Source organism: Streptosporangium lutulentum, from assembly GCF_030811455.1.
In the GTDB taxonomy this organism is placed as follows: Bacteria; Actinomycetota; Actinomycetes; order Streptosporangiales; family Streptosporangiaceae; genus Streptosporangium; species Streptosporangium lutulentum.
Window position 1 is genome coordinate 5563038 of sequence record NZ_JAUSQU010000001.1, and the last position, 17942, is coordinate 5580979.

General features: G+C 70.8%; 14 protein-coding genes. 5 read left to right on the top strand and 9 right to left on the bottom strand.

The genetic code is table 11. From position 1 onward, the window contains the following. The first annotated feature begins 1 nt into the window (after position 1). The 4 genes from J2853_RS24740 to J2853_RS24755 all read left to right on the top strand — a co-directional run bounded on the left by J2853_RS24740 (position 2) and on the right by J2853_RS24755 (position 4977). On the top strand, positions 2 to 1162 hold the full coding sequence (locus tag J2853_RS24740) for a toxic anion resistance protein (RefSeq protein ID WP_307561833.1): 1161 nt from the start codon (positions 2 to 4) through the stop codon (positions 1160 to 1162). Then, complete coding sequence (locus J2853_RS24745) at positions 1159 to 2754, top strand: VWA domain-containing protein (RefSeq protein WP_307561835.1); 1596 nt, start codon at positions 1159 to 1161, stop codon at positions 2752 to 2754. Before J2853_RS24740 ends, J2853_RS24745 begins: the two co-directional genes overlap by 4 nt. Continuing rightward, positions 2751 to 3443 carry a hypothetical protein gene (locus tag J2853_RS24750; RefSeq protein ID WP_307561837.1) on the top strand — a complete coding sequence of 231 codons (693 nt, stop codon included), beginning with the start codon at positions 2751 to 2753 and terminating at the stop codon, positions 3441 to 3443. The genes J2853_RS24745 and J2853_RS24750 overlap by 4 nt, the downstream gene beginning before the upstream one ends. Positions 3444 to 3675: 232 nt before the next feature. Continuing rightward, positions 3676 to 4977, top strand: coding sequence for a DUF2252 domain-containing protein (locus J2853_RS24755; protein WP_307561839.1), 1302 nt, complete (start codon positions 3676 to 3678; stop codon positions 4975 to 4977). Between the two features lie 137 nt (positions 4978 to 5114). On the opposite strand, the gene J2853_RS24760 is transcribed toward J2853_RS24755, so the two are convergent. From J2853_RS24760 to J2853_RS24780, 5 genes are all read right to left on the bottom strand, one after another. After that, positions 5115 to 6128 (bottom strand): ABC transporter ATP-binding protein, encoded by a 1014-nt coding sequence (locus J2853_RS24760; RefSeq protein WP_307568802.1) that lies wholly within the window; start codon positions 6126 to 6128, stop codon positions 5115 to 5117. Between the two features lie 150 nt (positions 6129 to 6278). Beyond that, entirely contained in the window at positions 6279 to 7319 is a 1041-nt protein-coding gene (locus J2853_RS24765; protein ID WP_307561840.1) for an ABC transporter ATP-binding protein, read from the bottom strand. Then, entirely contained in the window at positions 7316 to 8197 is an 882-nt protein-coding gene (locus tag J2853_RS24770) for an ABC transporter permease (RefSeq protein WP_307561842.1), read from the bottom strand. The genes J2853_RS24765 and J2853_RS24770 overlap by 4 nt, the downstream gene beginning before the upstream one ends. Then, the gene (locus tag J2853_RS24775; protein WP_307561844.1) at positions 8194 to 9258 is read right to left on the bottom strand and encodes an ABC transporter permease; all 1065 of its coding nucleotides are present in this window, start codon (positions 9256 to 9258) and stop codon (positions 8194 to 8196) included. Before J2853_RS24775 ends, J2853_RS24770 begins: the two co-directional genes overlap by 4 nt. A gap of 7 nt (positions 9259 to 9265) precedes the next feature. Continuing rightward, positions 9266 to 11101: an ABC transporter substrate-binding protein gene (locus J2853_RS24780; RefSeq protein WP_307561846.1), complete on the bottom strand. Its 1836-nt coding sequence runs from the start codon at positions 11099 to 11101 to the stop codon at positions 9266 to 9268. 214 nt (positions 11102 to 11315) lie between these two features. Here J2853_RS24780 and J2853_RS24785 point away from each other — a divergent pair, with 214 nt between their 5' ends. Then, positions 11316 to 12077: an SDR family oxidoreductase gene (locus tag J2853_RS24785; RefSeq protein ID WP_307561848.1), complete on the top strand. Its 762-nt coding sequence runs from the start codon at positions 11316 to 11318 to the stop codon at positions 12075 to 12077. Here J2853_RS24785 and J2853_RS24790 read toward each other — a convergent pair. From J2853_RS24790 to J2853_RS24805, 4 genes are all read right to left on the bottom strand, one after another. Then, complete coding sequence (locus tag J2853_RS24790; RefSeq protein WP_307561850.1) at positions 12074 to 12913, bottom strand: ATP-grasp domain-containing protein; 840 nt, start codon at positions 12911 to 12913, stop codon at positions 12074 to 12076. The genes J2853_RS24785 and J2853_RS24790 overlap by 4 nt on opposite strands. Before the next feature lie 91 nt (positions 12914 to 13004). Beyond that, entirely contained in the window at positions 13005 to 14720 is a 1716-nt protein-coding gene (locus J2853_RS24795) for an asparagine synthase-related protein (RefSeq protein WP_307561852.1), read from the bottom strand. Positions 14721 to 14934: 214 nt separating this feature from the next. Continuing rightward, entirely contained in the window at positions 14935 to 15840 is a 906-nt protein-coding gene (locus tag J2853_RS24800; RefSeq protein WP_307561854.1) for an SDR family oxidoreductase, read from the bottom strand. 231 nt (positions 15841 to 16071) lie between these two features. Further along, positions 16072 to 17580 carry a glycoside hydrolase family 3 protein gene (locus J2853_RS24805; RefSeq protein WP_307561856.1) on the bottom strand — a complete coding sequence of 503 codons (1509 nt, stop codon included), beginning with the start codon at positions 17578 to 17580 and terminating at the stop codon, positions 16072 to 16074. Between the last annotated feature and the right edge of the window lie 362 nt (positions 17581 to 17942).

Below are 17942 nucleotides of genomic sequence, written 5' to 3' on the forward strand. Positions count from 1 at the left end.
GATGACCGAGAGCGATCTGACGCTCACCCCGCCCGCCCCCGTCGCCGCCGTGCCCGCCTCGAAGGCGGCGACCATGCTCCCCCTCTCGGACGGCCGTGAGGCCGAGCTCGTCGCCAAGGCAGCGGAGTTCGCCTCGGAGCTGGCCGCGATGGACCCCCGGGTCCCGGACTTCACCCGCAAGGTCCACGACATCTCCTCGATGGGCGACGGCGAGATCCGCTCCGCCTCCCAGGTGGCCAACCGGATGCTGAAGCGGCCGGTGGCGGCTCTGGCCTCGGCCAAGGGAGAGGGCTCCGATGCCCAGGGCCAGGTGGCGAGCCGGCTGGCGGCGCTGCGCCGTACCGTGGTGGACCTCGACCCGAAGCAGGCGGCGAGCGGCCCGCGCAAGCTGCTAGGGCTGATCCCGTTCGGGGATCGGCTGCGCGACTACTTCGCGAAGTACCAGTCGGCGCAGAAGCACCTGGACGACATCATCCGGGCGCTGAAATCCGGCCAGGACGAGCTGCTGAAGGACAACGCCGCGATCGAGGGCGAGAAGGCGAACCTCTGGGAGACGATGACCCGCCTGCGGGAGTACGCGGTGATGGCCGCCGCGCTCGACGCCGCCCTGGAGGAGCGCCTCCTGCTCCTGGACGCGACCGACCCCGAGAAGGCGACCGCGCTCCGCTCCGACGCCCTGTTCTCCGTACGGCAGAAGCACCAGGACATCCTGACCCAGCTGGCGGTCTCCGTGCAGGGCTACCTGGCCCTCGACCTGGTCCGCAAGAACAACCTGGAGCTCAGCAAGGGCGTGGACCGGGCCACCACCACGACGATCTCGGCGCTGCGCACCGCGGTGACCGTGGCCCAGGCCCTGGCCAACCAGAAGCTGGTGCTGGACCAGATCACCGCCCTGAACGCCACGACCGGCGACCTGATCCTGGCCACCAGCGAGATGCTCCGCACCCAGGCGGGCGCCATCCAGACACAGGCGGCCTCGACCACCGTGAACATGGACTCCCTGCGCAGGGCCTTCGACAACGTCTACGCCACCATGGACATGATCGACTCGTTCCGGTCGCAGGCCGTGGAGAACATGGCCGTCACCGTGAGCAGCCTGAGCGTCGAGCTGGACAACGCGAAGACCTACCTGGAGCGCGCCGGCCGCGAGGTCGCTCCGTGAGCGCCGTTCGTCCCGCGGGCGGCCGCCGGGGCGTCCGGCTCGCCGTACGGCCGGCCGTGGCCGCCCTGCTGTTGCTGGCCTCGGCCGCCCTGGCGGCGTGCTCCTCGGGGGCGTCGGGCACCGAGGACGGCCCCGACGTGCTGCGGGTGCTGGCCGGCAGCGAGGTCAAGGACCTGGAGCCGATGCTGCGGCGCTCCGGGGTGAAGGTGAAGATCTCCTACACCGGCACGCTGGACGGCGCCGAGCAGGTCGCGAACGGCGGCGCGGACGGTTCCTACGACGCGATCTGGTTCTCCTCCAACCGTTACCTGTCGCTGATCGACGGAGCGCCCGCCCGGCTGTCCACCGAGACCCAGATCATGGCCTCCCCCGTACTGCTCGGCCTGAAGACCGCCAAGGCGCGGGAACTCGGCTGGGAGAGCGGAGCCGTGAGCTGGGAGCAGATCGCGACCGCGGCGCGCGAGGGCCGCTTCACCTTCGGCATGACCTCTCCCGCCTCCTCCAACTCGGGCTTCTCGGCACTGGTCGGCGTGGCCGCCGCCCTGTCGGACGCCGGAGAGGCGCTGAGCGTCCAGCAGGTGTCGGAGGTCACGCCGAAGCTGAAGGAGTTCTTCTCCGCGCAGAGGCTCACCGCGGGGTCGTCCGGCTGGCTCGCCGACGCCTACACCCGCGAGGGCGGCGTCGACGGCCTCGTGAACTACGAGTCGGTGCTGCTCGGGCTGAAGGACCTGACCGTGGTCTACCCGAGCGACGGCGTGGTCACCGCGGACTATCCGCTGACCCTGCTCGCCTCGGCCACACCCGGGAAGAAGGACCTGTACGGCAGGCTGACCTCCTGGCTGCGCACGCCCGCCGCGCAGAAGGAGATCATGACCACCACCCACCGGCGGCCGATCGTGCCCGAGGTCCGTCCGGGCCCCGAGTTCGGTTCGGCCCCGCTGCTGGAGCTGCCGTTCCCCAACCGCAGGGCCGCCGCCGACGGGCTGATCACCGCCTACCTGGACGAGGTGCGCGTCCCGGCGAGGACGCTGTTCGTGCTCGACACCTCGGGGTCGATGCAGGGCGAGCGGATCGACGCGCTGCGCCGGGCGCTGGTCACGCTCACCGGCGCCGACACCTCGGCGTCCGGTGTCTTCTCCCGCTTCCGCAACCGCGAGAACGTGATCCTGATCCCGTTCAACGGCTCCGCCGGGCGGCCGAAGCCCTTCGTGCTGCCCGAGCGGAACCCGGAGCCGGTCCTGACACAGATCAGGTCCTACGCCGAACGACTCCAGGCGAGCGGCGGGACCGCGATCTACGACGGTCTGCGCGCCGCGTACGAGCAAGCCGCCACGGGCGGCGACGGCCACTACACCTCCGTCGTGCTGATGACCGACGGCGAGAACACCGACGGCTCCTCCTACGAGGACTTCGAGGCGTTCCACCGGACGCTGCCCGAGGCACAGCGAAAGGTGCGGACGTTCGTCGTGCTGTTCGGCGAGAGCGATGTGGACGAGATGAAGAAGATCGCCACACTGACCCGCGGCGCCGTCTTCGACGCCCGCACCGGGTCTCTGGCCGCGGCGTTCAAGGAGATCCGTGGCTACCAGTGATCGCCCTGTGGTCCCCGGAGGAAGAGCGGGTCGCCGGCCTCCGCCGAGCGGCGGGAGTCACCGTGACCGCTGACCGGGTGCTGAGGTACCTCGGCTCCACCAGGAACATCGTCGGCTGCGTGCTGGCCCTGGTGGGGTTCGGCGCGCACTTCCTCGGTCTGGCGGGGACGTTCTGGCCGGTGGTGGTCGTCGGGCTGTACGGCGTCGGCGCGCTGCTGGCCCCGCCGGACAGGGTACGGCTGGCCGTCTCCCACGCCGAGGTCGAGACCACCGCGCTCCGCGCGGACCTCGAAGCGCTGCTGCGCAAGGTCGACGGCTCCCAGCGCTTCCCCGAGGACGTGCGGGCCAGGCTCGGCGGCCTGGCCGACGTGCTCGGCGGCGTGCTGGGCCGGGCCGAGGTGCTCACCACCTCCCCCGACCACCTGCACATCGTCTCTCAGACGATCCGCGACTACCTTCCCTCCAGCCTGGAGTCCTACGCCAACCTGCCCCGCGCCTACGCCCTCACCCGCGGCGCCGACCGCGAGCGCAGCGCCCACGAGGAACTCCTGGCCCAGCTCGACCTGCTGGACGCCAAGATGCACGAGGTGGCCCAGGCCGTACACCGGGGCGACGAGCAGGCCCTGCGCGACCAGGGCCGTTTCCTGCGCGACCGCTTCGGCCGCTCCGGCCTGGACCTCGATCCGTGATCGATCACCGGCCCACCGGCCGGCGACGGGCCCCATCGGGCCCGCGGCGGACCTGTCGCGAGGTGAGACGCCTCTCACCTCGCGACAGGTCCGTCGCGCGGGCTCCGGCTCGGCAAGCCCGGCGGCGAGGGCGGTCCGCCACGGGCAGGGGCCGGATCAACGATTGGCGCGTTCCATATTTGTGCGCTCCAAAAGTGGCGGAGTCCGGCCTTGGAGGCTTACCGTGCGCATCATGACCACCGATGGGCGCTCGGCGCACATTCTCGACGTCCTGATCACCGAGTTCGGTGACTCCATCAAGCGCGACCCCGCCGCCTTCCGGCGCAAGTTCCGGAAGATGGCGGCCACTCCCTTCGCCTTCTACCGCGGCAGCGCCTCCCTGTTCTACGCGGACATGACCGGCGCGTTCGCCGACGACGCCTTCCTGGACAGCCAGACCCGGCGGGTGTGGATCCACGGCGACCTGCACGCCGAGAACTTCGGCACCTACATGAACGCCTCGGGCGTCCTCGTCTTCAACGTCAACGACTTCGACGAGGCCTACGTCGGGCCCTACGTCTGGGATCTCAAGCGGTTCGTGGCCAGCATCGCCCTCATCGGGTACGCCAAGGCGCTGTCGGACGAGGTGATCACCGGTCTGGTGACCGAGTTCTCCCGCTCCTACGTCGCCGAGCTGACCGGTATCTCGCACGGCGGGGACGACGCGATCGGCTCGCTGACCCTGGAGACCACCACCGGCGTGCTCCACCGGGTGCTGCAGCTCGCCCGGCTGAACACCCGGGTGGCGTTGCTGGACCTGGAGACCACGATCGAGAACTTCGACCGCAGGTTCACCGTCATGGACGGCCGCTACCCGGTCGACCAGGAGACCAGGGAGACCGTGGAGGCGGCGTTCCACGACTACCTGACGACCCTGCCTCCCTCCGTCTCCAAGGTCGAGCACACGATCAAGGACTTCGCGCTCCGCAAGGGCGTCGGCATCGGCTCGGCCGGGCTGCCCTCCTACAACATGCTGCTGGAGGGCCACACCCAGGCCCTGGAGAACGACGTCATCCTCTACATGAAGCAGGCGCAGGTCCCCGCCGTGGCCAGGCACATCGTCGACGAGAAGGTGCACGGCTACTTCAAGCACCAGGGCCACCGCACCGCCGAGTCGCAGCGGGCCCTGCAGGCCTACGCCGATCCCTGGCTCGGCTACACCACGCTGAACGGCGTCGGCCAGCTCGTCGCCGAGGTCTCCCCCTACTCCGCCGACCTCGACTGGGGTGACGTCAACGAGCCGGACGAGCTCGCCTCGGTGATCCGCGACCTCGGCCGGGCCGTGGCCCGCATGCACTCGGTGGCCGACGACGAGTCCAGCCACGACCTGGTCGACTTCTCCACCGAGGACGCGATCATGGCCGTGATCGACGGTGACGTCGACGGCTTCACGGGCATGCTCGTCGGCTTCGCCCACTCCTACGGCGCGCAGGTCAGAGTCGACCACCAGCTCTTCGTCGACCTGTTCCGCAACGGCCGCCTTCCCGGGCTCTGACGAGAGGCGGGCCGCCCGGCCGGGCGGCCCGCGTCCTTTCCGGCGGCATACCCCGCCCGCGAACGACCGGGGTGTGCCGGGACCCGGCAGAAGCGGGATCCCGGGCCGTCCATCCCGGGCGGTCCGTCCCGGGCCGTCTATCCCGGACGCACCCCGGCGTAGTGGCAGGCGACGTGGGAGCCGGCCGACGACGGCGCGGCGGGAAGGACCATCAGGGGTTGCGACCCGCACAGCCCGTCGACCCCTGCCCTTGCCGCCTCGCCCGAGGCGAGGACCTGGCAACGAGGGTGGAAGCGGCAGCCGCCGGGGACCCTGGTCGGGTCCGGCGGCTCGCCGCTCAGCACCACGGGCGACGGGGAGTCGGGCAGCACCGACAGCAGCGCCTGCGTGTAGGGGTGGGTCGGCGCCTTCAGAACCTGCTCGACGGGGCCCGACTCGACGATCCGGCCGAGATACATCACCGCGACACGGTCGGCGATGTTCCAGGCCAGCCCGAGGTCGTGGGTGACCACCAGGGCGGACAGGCCCAGCTCGTCCCGGAGCCTCAGCAGCAGGGCGAGGATCTCGCCCCGGACCGAGGCGTCCAGCGAGGCCACCGGCTCGTCGGCGACCAGGAGCCGGGGGTCCAGCGCGAGGGCCCCGGCGATGACGACGCGCTGCCGCTGCCCGCCGGACAGCTCGTGCGGGTAGGAGTTGAGAAACCGCTCCGGCGGGCGAAGTCCCGTCCTCGCCAGCGCCGACACGACCCGATCGTGCTCGTCGGACATTCCATGGATGCGCGGCCCCTCGGCCACCGCCTCGTAGACGGTGTGCCGGGGGTTGAGCGACCCGGTCGGGTCCTGCAGCACCAGTTGCACCTCGCGGCGGTAGGCCTTCAAGGCGTGTGAGGAGTAGGCCAGGGGCTCTCCGCCGTACAGGACCGACCCCGAGGTGGGCCGCTCCAGGCCGAGCAGGGTGCGCGCCAGCGTCGTCTTGCCGCAGCCGGACTCGCCGACCAGTGCGACGATCTCCCCCTCGCCCACCGCGAGGTTCACCCCGTCCACCGCGCGGGCGCGCCGCCCGCGCGAGGCGAACTCCACGTGCAGGTCCCGGGCTTCGAGCAGGGGCCCGCGCTTCCCGGTCACCGGCACTCCCCCGTCGGGCTCCGGCAGGGACGCCACGCTTTCGGTGCTCTCACGCTGCTCGGTCACGGGCACTCCCCCACCGGTCGCACGATCGGGACAGCGCACTCTCACGCCACGCGATCACTGACGCTCCCCACCGGTCGCACGACCGGAACACCGCACTCTCACGCCACTCGATCACTGGTTCTCCTCCGTCGGTCGCGCGACCGGGACACTCTGCTTCTCCATGCCCTCGCCCGGTCCGGCGGGCTGGATCGTCTCCGGCCGGACGTGCACGCATGCGGCCGTACGGCCCTCGCCCGCCGCCCACAGCTCGACCTCCTGGGACGCGCACCCGGGCAGGGAGACCGGGCAGCGGGGGTGGAAGGAACACCCGGTGGGCAGGTGCATGGGGTCGGGCGGGTCACCGCCCAGGCCCCTGGGCGCCCGGCGGGAGGCGGGGTCGCCGACCGTGGGAAAGGCCGCCGACAGCGCCAGGCTGTAGGGATGCCGCGCGTCCTGGAAGACCTCACGCGAGGGACCCGACTCCACCACCCGGCCCGCGTACATGACCGCCAGCCGGTCGCACATGGAGGCCAGGACCGACAGGTCATGAGAAATCATGATCAGGCTGATGTCGTGCTCGGCGATGAGCGAGCGGATCAACGCGAGCACCTGGGCCTGGATCATCACGTCCAGGGCGGTCGTCGGCTCGTCGGCGATGATCAGGCGTGGCGAGCAGGCCAGCGCCATGGCGATCATCACGCGCTGGCGCTGCCCGCCGGACAGCTCGTGCGGGTAGCTGCGCGCCCTCCAGGCGGGCAGGCCGACCTGCTCCAGCAGCTCCCCCACCTTCCGTCGCGCCTCGGCCGGGGTCGCCGTCCCGTGGACCAGCAGCGGCTCGGCGATCTGCCGCTCGATCCGTTGCACCGGGTTCAGGGCGTGCTGTGCCCCCTGGAAGACCATCGAGGCCGACGCCCAGCGCACCGCGCGCAGCCGTCCCCAGTTCATCGTGAGGACGTCCTCGCCGTCCAGGAGGATCTCGCCGGTCACCCGCGCGTCCCGGGGAAGCAGCCGCAGCAGGGCCATGGCCAGCGTCGACTTCCCCGACCCCGACTCCCCCGCCACGCCGAGGGCCTGTCCCGCCGCCAGGTCCAGCGACACCCCGCGTACGGCGGGCACCTCGCCCGAGGCCGTCCGATAGGTGACCGCGACGTCGCGCAGTTGGAGCAGACTCATCGGGAAACCCCCCGCAGGCGTGGGTTGAGTACGGCCTCCAGCGCCCGGCCGCACAGCGTGAACGCCATGACGACCGCGACGATGCAGAGGCCGGGCGCGAGGACGTACCACCACGCGCCGGAGGTGGCGGCGCCCCAGTCGTAGGAGCCGCGCAGCATGCCGCCCCACGACACCTTGCCCGAGTCGGCGCCGAGGAAGGCCAGGGTCGACTCGGCGACGATGGCGCTGGCCACCTGCAGGGTCGTGTTGGCCAGCACCAGCGGGGCGACGTTCGGGAGCACGTGCCTGGTCATGACGTGCCAGTGTCCGGCGCCGAGGGCTCTGGACCGTTCGATGTACGGCCTGGCCTCGACGGACAGGGTCTGCGCCCTGATCAGCCTCGCCGTGGACGCCCAGGAGGTCACGCCGATCGCCAGGATGATCGTGGACGTGCCGCCGCCGAGGATGGCCGCGAGCACCAGGGCCAGCACGAGCGACGGCAGGACCAGGAACCAGTCGGTGATCCGCAGCAGCACGGCCGACGTCCAGCCGCGGAAGTGGCCCGCGGCGATTCCCACCACCGTGCCGATGGTCATGCTGAGCAGGGCCGACATGAAACCGATGAGCAGCGAGACGCGCGAGCCCCACAGGGTCATCAGCAGGACGGACCGGCCCGACTCGTCGGTGCCCAGGGGGAACTCCAGGCTCGGGGCGGCCATCTTGGCGCCCGTCGCCCTGGTGACGTCCATGCCGGCCGGGTCGGTGACCAGCGGGGTGAGGAGGGCCAGGATCACGGCCGCGATCAGGATCGCCGCGCCGTACAGTCCGGCCCGTTGCCTGCGGTAGTCCCGCCAGAAACGCGACAGCGCGGCCCTGCGCCGGGTCCAGGTGATGCTCACGCCGACCTCACCCTCGGGTCCAGGACGTGGTAGGCCACGTCGGCCAGCGTGTTCATGACGATCACCGCGGTGCACACCACCATGAACGTCCCTTGCATGACCGCGAAGTCCGGGCCCTGGATCGCCTCGTAGAACAGCAGTCCGAGCCCCGGCCAGGAGTAGACGGTCTCCACCGACACCGCTCCCCCGACCACGAACCCGATGTGGATGAACACCAGCGTCACGGTCGGCAGGAGCGCGTTGGGCACGGCATGGCGCCGCCGTACCTGGTCGTCGCGCAGTCCCTTGGCCCTGGCGGTGGTCACGTAGTCCTGGCCGATCTCGTCGAGCAGCGAGGAGCGCATGACCAGCAGGTACTGCGCGTAGACCACGGCGACCAGGGTCAGGCACGGCAGCACCAGATGGTGCGCGACGTGGAGGAGGTACATCGGCCCGCCGGGCGCGTCGATGTCCTCCATGCCCCGGGTGGGGAAGATCCCCGGGATCGGCCCCACCCCGGCCGCGAAGACCATGAGGAGCAGCAGTCCCAGCCAGAACGTCGGCACCGACCACAGGACGAGCGACAGACCGGTGGAGAAGCGGTCGAATCGGCTCCCGTGCCGCCACGCCGCCCTGGTGCCCTGCCACAGGCCCAGGCTGACCGCGATGACCAGTCCGGTGCCCACGAGCACCAGGGTGGGGCCCGTCCGTTCCGCGATGAGCTCGGTGACCGGGCGCTTGTACTCGTAGGACGTGCCGAGGTCCAGCCGGAGGGTCCGCCACACGAAGTCGAGGAACTGCTGCAACAGGGGCTTGTCGAGCCCCATCTGGCGGCGCAGCAGGTCGAGCTGTTCGGGGCTGAGCGGCACGTCGCGCGTGTAGGCGATCGCGGGATCGCCGGGGATCAGCCTGAACAAGAAGAACGTCGCGACGACGACCATGCCGATGCTGAGCGCGGCTCCGCCGATCTTCGCCAGCGCGTAGCGCGCCACCGTCCGGCCGGTGCCGCGCTCCCCGCCGGGGCCCGCCGCCGGACCGGCGGCGGGCTCGGCGGCCGGCGGGGTGTCGGGAATCACTGTCATCGAGGTGCTACTCGCGCTCGTCCGCCACGGAGCGACGCCGCCTGGCGAGGAGGAACCCTCCCGCGCCCAGGGCCACGACGATCACGACGGCGCCCACGATGAGGCCGGTGCCGGAGCCGCCGTCGGCCGGGCCGGCGGGGAGGGCCGCCGCCTGCAGGGAGTAGACGGGCCAGTAGCCGCTTCCGCCGTACAGGATGCCCTTGTCCTCGGGGATAGGGGTGATGGCGGCGATCCGGTCCTTGCGGTAGCCCTCCAGGTTGTTCGGGTAGTAGAGGGCGATGACCGGGGCGTCGGTGTAGAGGCGCCTTTGCATCTGCTTGATGAGGTCGACGCGCTTGGCCCGGTCGAGCTCGCTCAGCTGCTGCTGGTAGAGCTTCTCGTATTCGGGGTCGCAGTAGAACGACTCGGTGCCGCCGCCCTCGCCGCTCGCCGTGGGCCTGCGGCTGCACAGGTGGGTGGCCAGGACCTCTTCGGGGTCGGGGTTGACCGACCAGCCGCTGATCGCGATGTCGAAGAGGCCGGTGAACCCGGTCTCCTCGGTGAACTTGTTGGAGTCGAGCTTCTTCGTCGAGAGCGCGATGCCGATGTCCTTGAACCAGCCGGTCAGGAACTGCGCGAGCTTGTCCTCGACGGGCGTGTCCGTGTGGATGCTGAAGCGCATCTCCAGCTTGCGCTCGCCGTCGGGCATCGTCCGGATCCCGTCGGCGCCCTTCTTGTAGCCGGCGTCGTCGAGGATCTGGTTGGCCTTCGCGGCGTCGTGGGTGACGAGGTCGTCTCCCTCGGCCTTCCAGAAGAACTCCTGGTACATCGGCGGCACGATGGAGCCGTCGGCCGGCACGGCCAGGCCGTTCTGCACCTGCTCGACGAGCGCCTGCTTGTCGATCGCGTAGTGGATGGCCTGCCGCACCTTCGGGTCCTTCAGCGCGGGGTGACCGTCGCCGACCGGCTTGTTGTCGATCGTCTGCGCGCCGTGGTTCAGCTGCAGGTAGGCGGACCTGCGTCCGGGGGTGTTCCACTGCACGATGTTGGGGTCGCCCGCCAGGGCCTCGAACTGCGGGGCGTTCAGCCGGCCGATCAGGTCGATGTCACCCTTCTTCAGGCCCGCGTTGGCGGCCTCGGGGTTCTGGTAGAAGAGGACGTGCAGTTCGTCGATCTTGGGAGCGCCGCGCCAGTAGGTGGGATTGGCCTTCAGCTTGACGTAGGCGTCCTTCTTGTGTTCGACCACGACGTAGGGGCCGCTGCTGACGACCGGATACCGGTCGTTCTCGAACGCGCCGATGTCGCCGACGCCCTCCCAGACATGCTTGGGCATGATCGGGATCGGGTTCTCCAGCATCGAGGCCTGCGGCTTCTTGGTCTTGATGACCAGGGTCCGGTCATCGGGCGCCGTGACGCTCTCGAAGTTCTCGACCGCCGGGCCGTTGGCCTGCTTGGCCGCGTCGACGGTCATGATCGTGTTGAAGGTCCACACGGCGTCCTGCGCGGTGACGGGCTTGCCGTCCGACCATTTGGCGTCGCGGATCTTGAAGGTCCAGGTCAGGTTGTCGTCCGACGTCTCCCACGACTCGGCCAGGTCGGGGCTCGGCTGCAGGGTCTTGGAGTCGGGAACCGTGAGATAGCCGTACATCCACCGGTGAATCGAGGACGAGACCAGACGAACGGCCAGGAACGGATTCATCGAGTCCACGGCCTGCGTCACGCCCAGCCGGACGATCTTCTTACCCTGTTGAGGCTCCTGTACGGCCTGCGGCACCTGTTGTCCGGCCTGCGCCTGAGCTGCGGGCAGAGCCACCAGCAGAAGCGTCAGGCCCAGCGCCGCCAAGCGCGCGCCCACTCTCGTCATCGTGTGCCCACCTTCGAATCCGCGAACCGTTGTAGACGAAGGCACACCATGGAGAACCCACTGTCAACGACAGATGGAAGATTGTTTCACTCTTGTTTCATCTCGCGATATATTTTTTCAACCCGCCGTGGAACAAACGCGGCCATCCTCCGAGGTCGTGGAACCGACCGGTTGGTATGGACGCGAAGACCGGGGGTACGGCATCCTACGGAACATGACTCTGTTTTCGGTGGAAGGCAAGACCGTCGTCGTCACCGGCGGCTCGCGCGGGATCGGCCGGATGATCGCGGCCGGGTTCGTCGACGCGGGGGCCACGGTGTACATCTCCTCGCGGAAGGCGGCCGAGGTCGAGAAGACCGCCGCCGAGCTGGGATGCACCGCCGTACCCGCCGACCTTTCCACCGAGGACGGCGTCTCCGCGCTCTTCGAGGCCGTCTCGGCCCGGGAGTCCCGGCTGGACGTGCTGGTCAACAATGCCGGAGCGACCTGGGGCGCGCCGCTGGAGGAGTATCCGGAGCAGGCCTTCGACAAGCTCTGGGGAATCAACGTCAAGGGCGTCTTCTACCTGACCCAGCGGTTCCTGCCGCTGCTTCGCGCCGCGGCGAGCCCCGAGGACCCGGCCAGAGTGATCAACATCGGGTCGATCGACGGGATCCGGGTTCCCTCGATGGAGAACTACGCCTACTCGGCGGCCAAGGCGGCCGTGCACATGCTCACCAGGCACCTGTCCCAGCGGCTCTCCAAGGAGTCGATCACGGTCAACGCCATCGCGCCGGGACCGTTCGAGTCCAAGATGATGGCCTTCGCGCTCGACGATCCCGCGACTCGCTCGGCGATCGAGTCGCACGTGCCGCTCGGCCGGATCGGCAGCCCCGAGGACATGGCCGGCACCGCGATCTTCCTGTCCTCACGGGCCGGCGCCTACCTGACCGGGGCGGTCATCCCGGTGGACGGCGGCATCTCCGCCCACGGCTAGCCCGCCACGGCCTCGGCCAGCGCGCGGGCGAGATTCGCCGCCGCCTCGGGCGCGTAGCGCAGGAACAGGTAGGGCTCGGTGAGCTCCAGCTCGATGAGGACCGGAGTGCCGTCGGCGAGGCGGACCAGGTCCACGCGGGCGTAGAGCACGTCGGGGAACTCGCCGAGAACCCGCTCGGCGAGGGCGAGCTGGTCGGGGTCGGGCGCGCGGAGCTCGGCGCGGGCGCTCTCCTCGTCGTGCCCGGTGACGCCCGCGGCCAGCATCGGATTACGCCGTACGGCATGGCTGAACCGGCCGCCGAAGTAGAGCAGCGAGGTCTCCCCCTCGGCCTCGACCATGTCGAGATAGGGCTGGATCATCGCGGTCTGTCCCTCGGCGACCAGCTGGGCCACGTGGGCCTCGGCCTTCTTGCGGTCTCCGGTCCTGATCGTGCCGCGGGCTCCCGCCGAGATCGCGGGCTTGACCACGTACTCGTCGAGGATCGGGAATTCCACGGGCTCGCCCGGCGCGACCCAGGAGGTGGGGATGGTCGGCGCCTCCAGGTCCCGCAGATAGGTCTTGTCGGTGTTGCGCTCCAGCACGGCGGCCGGGTTGAGCATCCGGGTGACGGACTCGACGCGGTGGGCCCAGGAGACGAACTCCGCCCGCCGGTACACGTAGTCCCAGGGAGTGCGGACCACGACGACGTCGAACGCGGCCCAGTCGACCGCCGGATCGTCCCAGCGCACGGCACGCCCGGTGATTCCGACCTCGCCCCAGGCCGCGAGGGCGATCTCCTTCTCGTCGTCGGACCCGTCCGCGTCCGCGAAGGTCACGTACGCCGCAGAAACACCCACGAGCTATCCCCGATGTCAGTACCGACAAGACATCGGAGACCTTACCCAACGGCGCCTCGCCGGCCATGGGCCGTATCCCGCGGAAGGGGCCTCACCCCGCGCCGCCCGGGACGGTCACGCGGACCGGTTCGAGGGCCACCGGCTCGCGGCCCAGGTGGAGGCCGTTGAGCATGGCGCTCACCGTGTACAGGTTCCAGGCGAGGGCGGGCTGCTTCAGCTCCGGGACGTCCAGCAGCGCCTTCACCGCGTCGGGGCGCACGATGCCGGACAGCACGTCCAGATCGATGCCGTCTCTCAGCACCTCCGACAGCACCGGACCCGGCGAGGTACGCCAGTTCCAGCCACCGCCCTTCCTCGCCGCCGCCTCCGGGACCGGCCTGACCCTCATCCGGAGGCGCTGCGCGAAGGTGGGCGGGACGTCCTTCCTGAACCGCCAGGGGCTGCCTTCGAGCGGAAGCCCGCGCAGCTTGGGGGCGAGCACGCCGATGAGGTCGTGAACGACCTCCTCCGAGTGCCGCCACAGCGGATCGAGCCCCAGTGCCACCCGGACCACCCGGTTGTCGAGGAACGGCTGCACGGGGTCACCGCGACGGAGCGAGCCGGCCCGGGCGCTCGCGTGCCAGCGCCCCACCCGGTGCGTGACGTACAGGTGGTCGAGTGCCTCGCAGTGGTCCATCGCCTGCCACGGAGCCGCCAGTTCCCGGGCGTGCGCGTCGGCCTCGTCGGTGAACAGCGCGCCGTCCTTGAGAAAGAAGGCGTCCACCCGCCGGGCCAGTGCCTTCGGTGCCAGATTCCCCTGGCTGTAGAGAAACCCTCCCCGCAGGATCTCCCCGCTCTGCCCGTTCATCGTCGGTTTCGGGCTGTACGGCAGATAACCGACGATCGACTCGTACGCCGAGGTCATCCCCTCGCAGGTGCGCAGGGTCTCCAGGGTCCGCACCAGCGGATGGTCGACCAGGATCGCGTCTTTCCTCTCGGTCCGCTTCGGCGCGATGACCGTGTGCTCGATGCGCAGGGATCGGGCGATCCGCCGCGCGATGATCACATCGGGGTGATCGTCCAGGCCGTTGGTGGTGGCCCTGAACGGGATCCGCGCGGCGTGCAGGAGCGCCGCCATCAACCGGCTGTCCCGGCCTCCGGTGAGCGCCAGGTTGACCGGTTCGGTCGCGTTCCGCACCGGTTCGACGGCCGCGAGCAGCGCGCTCGCGAGCGTCTCGACCCCGGCGCGTTTCAGGCGGGCACCCTCCGGTACGGCTTCCGCCCGCGGCAGCGCCTCCGTCCTGATGACCCGGCTTCCGTCGCGTACCAGCAGCTCGGACGAGGGCGGCAGCGCCGAGACACCGTCGAACGGCGTCTCGTCGGACAGGAAGTAGCCTTGGCGGATCATGGACTGGAGTCCCGGCGCGTTCCACCGGACGCCTCCACGCGTGGCCAGGCGGACCTGCAGCGCCCGGCTGCCGACGACGTGAACCTCGTCGTTCTCCGCGTAGAAGACGGGACAGGCCCGGGTGACGGTCGTCATCGCGGACAGCTCTCCGGCCCCCGCCCGGAACACGGCGAAGCAGCCTCCGAGCGTGTCCGCGTGTTCTCCGGCGAGCAGCCTCGCCCCGTCCGCGGGATCGGCCAGGTAGCCGTTCACGCCGACGGCGTGCCCGTTCGCCTCGATGAGCAGCCCGGGGTCCCGGTGCGCGTCGCCCTCGTTGGACCAGGCCAGCAGAACCACGTCCGGCCCCCGCCAGACGGCGGAGGTCACGGTGTCCGCCGGCACCGGAAACACGTCCTCGACGGCGTTTCTGGCTTGTGCCACCAGCACCTCCGGAACACCCGAACCAGTGCGTTTCGCAATCAATCCCAGATAGACGCGCATGGCATGGGATGGTCCCACAGCATTCCGCGTCGTACATCCCGCCCTCGGGCCCGCCGTCGACGGCGGGCCCGAGGGCGCGGTCCGTGGGCGACCCGAACCGGACGCGATCGGGAGCGGGCGGCGGCTCCCCGGCCGTGACGGTCCCGCCGGGCGGCTACGTCCCGCGGACGATCCCCGGCTCCGCGGCCCCGGCCAGGAGTTTCGCGACCGCGTCACCGACCTCGGCCGGCTCCCACCGGCCTCCCCGGTCGACGCGTGGCCCGTGCCGCCAGCCGTCGGCGAGCGAGACGACGCCGCCCTCGACCTCGAACACCCGCCCCGTGACGTGGGCGGACTCGGCAGAGCCCAGCCAGGCCACCAGCGGCGCCACATTGGCCGGGTCCGCGGCGTCGAACCCGCCCTCGGGCCCGTCCGTCCCGGCGGCGAAGACCTCCTCGGTCATCCGGGTGCGGGCGACCGGGGCGATCGCGTTCACCGTGACGCCGTAGGGGCCGAGCTCGGCGGCGGCCACCTGGGTGAGTCCCGCGACCCCCGCCTTCGCGGCGGAGTGGTTGCCCTGCCCGACGCCGCCGAACAGCCCGGTCCCGCAGGTGGTGTTGATCACGCGAGCGTCCACGACCCGGCCCGACCTCGACCGCTCCCGCCAGTGCGCCCCGGCGTGGCGCAGCGGCAGGAAGTGGCCCTTGAGGTGCACCCGGATCACCTCGTCCCACTCCTGCTCGGTCATCGAGACCAGCGTCCGGTCGCGGGTGAACCCGGCGTTGTTCACCAGCACGTCGAGCCGTCCGTAGGCGCTCAGCGCCATCTTGACCAGCCGCGCGGCGCCGCCCCAGTCGGCGACGTCGTCGCTGTTGGCCACCGCCTGGCCGCCCAGGTCCCGGATCTCCTCGACCACCTCCAGAGCGGGACCGCCGGACCGTCCGGAACCGTCGCGTCCGGTGCCGAGGTCGTTGACCACGACCTTCGCCCCCTGCCGGGCGAACTCCAGCGCGTGTTCCCGCCCGATGCCCCGTCCCGCCCCGGTCACGATCGCCACGCGCCCATCGCAGATCCCGCTCATGACAAGGTCCCTTTCGCCGTGATCATGCAAAGCTTCCCGGCTGTTCACCTGTCATGTCCAGATGCGATCCGCCGCCGGCGAAACCTTCTCCGCACCGGCCCGAACGTACGGCGCCCACCCGACGGCGGGACGAGCCGGGACCGGGCATAGCCGGGCATAGCCGGGCAAGGCAGGGGTCGCGCGGGGCGAGAGGAGGCGGGACGAAGACGGGGTGCCCGTCCCTACCGGGCCTCAGGGCTGGGTGTCACCGGCGAGGAGCTCGGCGGCGGCCTGGCCGCAGACGCGAGAGGCCCCGTGGGTGGCGATGTGAACCGCGCCGAGGTCGGAACGGTTCGGCAGCCCCATCTCGACCACGACGGTGTCCGGACGGGCTGCCAGCAGGTGGCTCAGCGCGTCCATCTGCCACACGTGGCGGTGGGCGTCGCGGACGACGGTGACCAGGGGACGGTCGGCCGCCGCCGCGAGCGCGGCCTCGATCGCGCTTCCGGTGGCCGCCGAGGCGTCCAGCCGGGTCACCGTGGTGCCGGGGAGGAGCTTGCCGAGCGGCTCGCCGACGCCCCAGGGGGTGCTCTTCTCGATGGCGAGGTTCATCTCGGGCGCCAGTTCGACCACGTGGGGCGGGGCGAGCAGGGGAAGGACCACGTCCGCCGACCGGCGGGTGACCCGCAGGGTACGGCGGGCCGCGGTCAGGCCGATCGCGACGTCGCCGGGGCGGGCGGGCGCGGAGGGCCCGCGCACGGCGGACGCGCTCCAGAGGGCGAGCTCGCAGACCCTCCGGGCGGCGTCGGCCAGCCGTTCCTCCGGAAGCCGTCCTTCGAGCACGGCGTCCACGATGGCGTCGCGGATCGCGACGGCGGTGTGCTCGTCGGCGTGCTCGCCGCCCACGCAGATCGCGTCGGCGCCCGCCGCGATGGCCCGCGCCGAGGCGCCGCCGATGCCGTAGGGGCCGGAGACCGCCGTCATCTCGATGCCGTCGGTGACGATGACGCCCTCGAAACCCAGCTCGACCCTGAGGAGGTCGTGCAGCACTCCGCGGCTGAGCGTGGCGGGCATCGCGTCGTCGAAGGCGGGGACCAGCAGGTGCCCGGTCATGACCATGCGCACCCCCTCGGCGATGGCGGCGCGGAAGGGTCGCAGTGCCACCTCGTGGAGTTCCTCGGCGCCGGCGGCGACCAGGGGGACGCCGTGGTGGGAGTCGACGGAGGTGTCGCCGTGCCCGGGGAAGTGCTTGGCGCAGGCGGCGACGCCGGCGGACTGCAGGCCCCGGATCCAGGCCGCGGTGTGCCTGGAGACCAGATCGGCGTCCGCGCCGAAGGAGCGCAGGCCGATGACCGGGTTATCCGGATTGGAATTGACGTCGGCCGAGGGCGCGAAGTTGAGGTTGACCCCCACCAGCGCGAGGTCACGGCCGAGATCCCTGGCGATCTCCTCGGTGAGTTCGAGGTCGTCCACCACTCCGAGGGCGAAGCTGCCCGGCCGGGTGCTTCCCGCGGCGGCCTCCAGCCGCGTGACCTCACCCGATTCCTCGTCGATGCCGACGAGGACCTGTGGGTTCTCCGCGCGGAGCGCCGCCGTGAGCTCGGCGACCTGGGAAGGAGTCGCGATGTTCCTGGAGAAGAGCACCACACCGCTCATTCCGTCGGCCAGACGCCGGCGGATCCAGTCGGGCGGGGTCTTTCCCACGAACCCGGGAAGAACAACCGTGTCCGCCAGACGAAGCAGCTCTTGGCCGCGCTTCATGCACCCTCCTCCGCCTCACGGCCGGTCGGCACCTCATGCCGAAGACGCGCGGACACCGTGTTGTTCGGGCACCTCCGAAAGAAAGCGCTCCCAGAGGTCTGGGCGCTAATCTAATAGGAAACTTTCCTAATTGCTAGTGTGCTGACCATGGGCCTTTGACTCCGGGCCTGCGGATCGCCGAGACCCTCGCGCGGCAGGGGAGGCGAGACCGCGCCCTTCGGACACCTCCGCGGCACGGTCGCGGCCGGGGCCGTCCGCCCGGGAGACGACGGTCGCCGATCTCGACCCTCCGCGCCCCGGAGGCCCCCTGTAGAGGGCGAAGACCCTCCACGGCCGGCAGGGGCTCACGAGGCCCGGGAACC

Bases quoted from the DNA above. Each gene is read 5' to 3' on its own strand.
- J2853_RS24740 (WP_307561833.1), top strand. From the start codon at position 2: ATGACCGAGAGCGATCTGACGCTCACCCCGCCCGCCCCCGTCGCCGCC.
- J2853_RS24755 (WP_307561839.1), top strand. From the start codon at position 3,676: ATGACCACCGATGGGCGCTCGGCGCACATTCTCGACGTCCTGATCACC.
- J2853_RS24765 (WP_307561840.1), bottom strand. From the start codon at position 7,319: ATGAGTCTGCTCCAACTGCGCGACGTCGCGGTCACCTATCGGACGGCC.
- J2853_RS24775 (WP_307561844.1), bottom strand. From the start codon at position 9,258: ATGACAGTGATTCCCGACACCCCGCCGGCCGCCGAGCCCGCCGCCGGT.
- J2853_RS24780 (WP_307561846.1), bottom strand. From the start codon at position 11,101: ATGACGAGAGTGGGCGCGCGCTTGGCGGCGCTGGGCCTGACGCTTCTG.
- J2853_RS24785 (WP_307561848.1), top strand. From the start codon at position 11,316: ATGACTCTGTTTTCGGTGGAAGGCAAGACCGTCGTCGTCACCGGCGGC.
- J2853_RS24800 (WP_307561854.1), bottom strand. From the start codon at position 15,840: ATGAGCGGGATCTGCGATGGGCGCGTGGCGATCGTGACCGGGGCGGGA.
- J2853_RS24805 (WP_307561856.1), bottom strand. From the start codon at position 17,580: ATGAAGCGCGGCCAAGAGCTGCTTCGTCTGGCGGACACGGTTGTTCTT.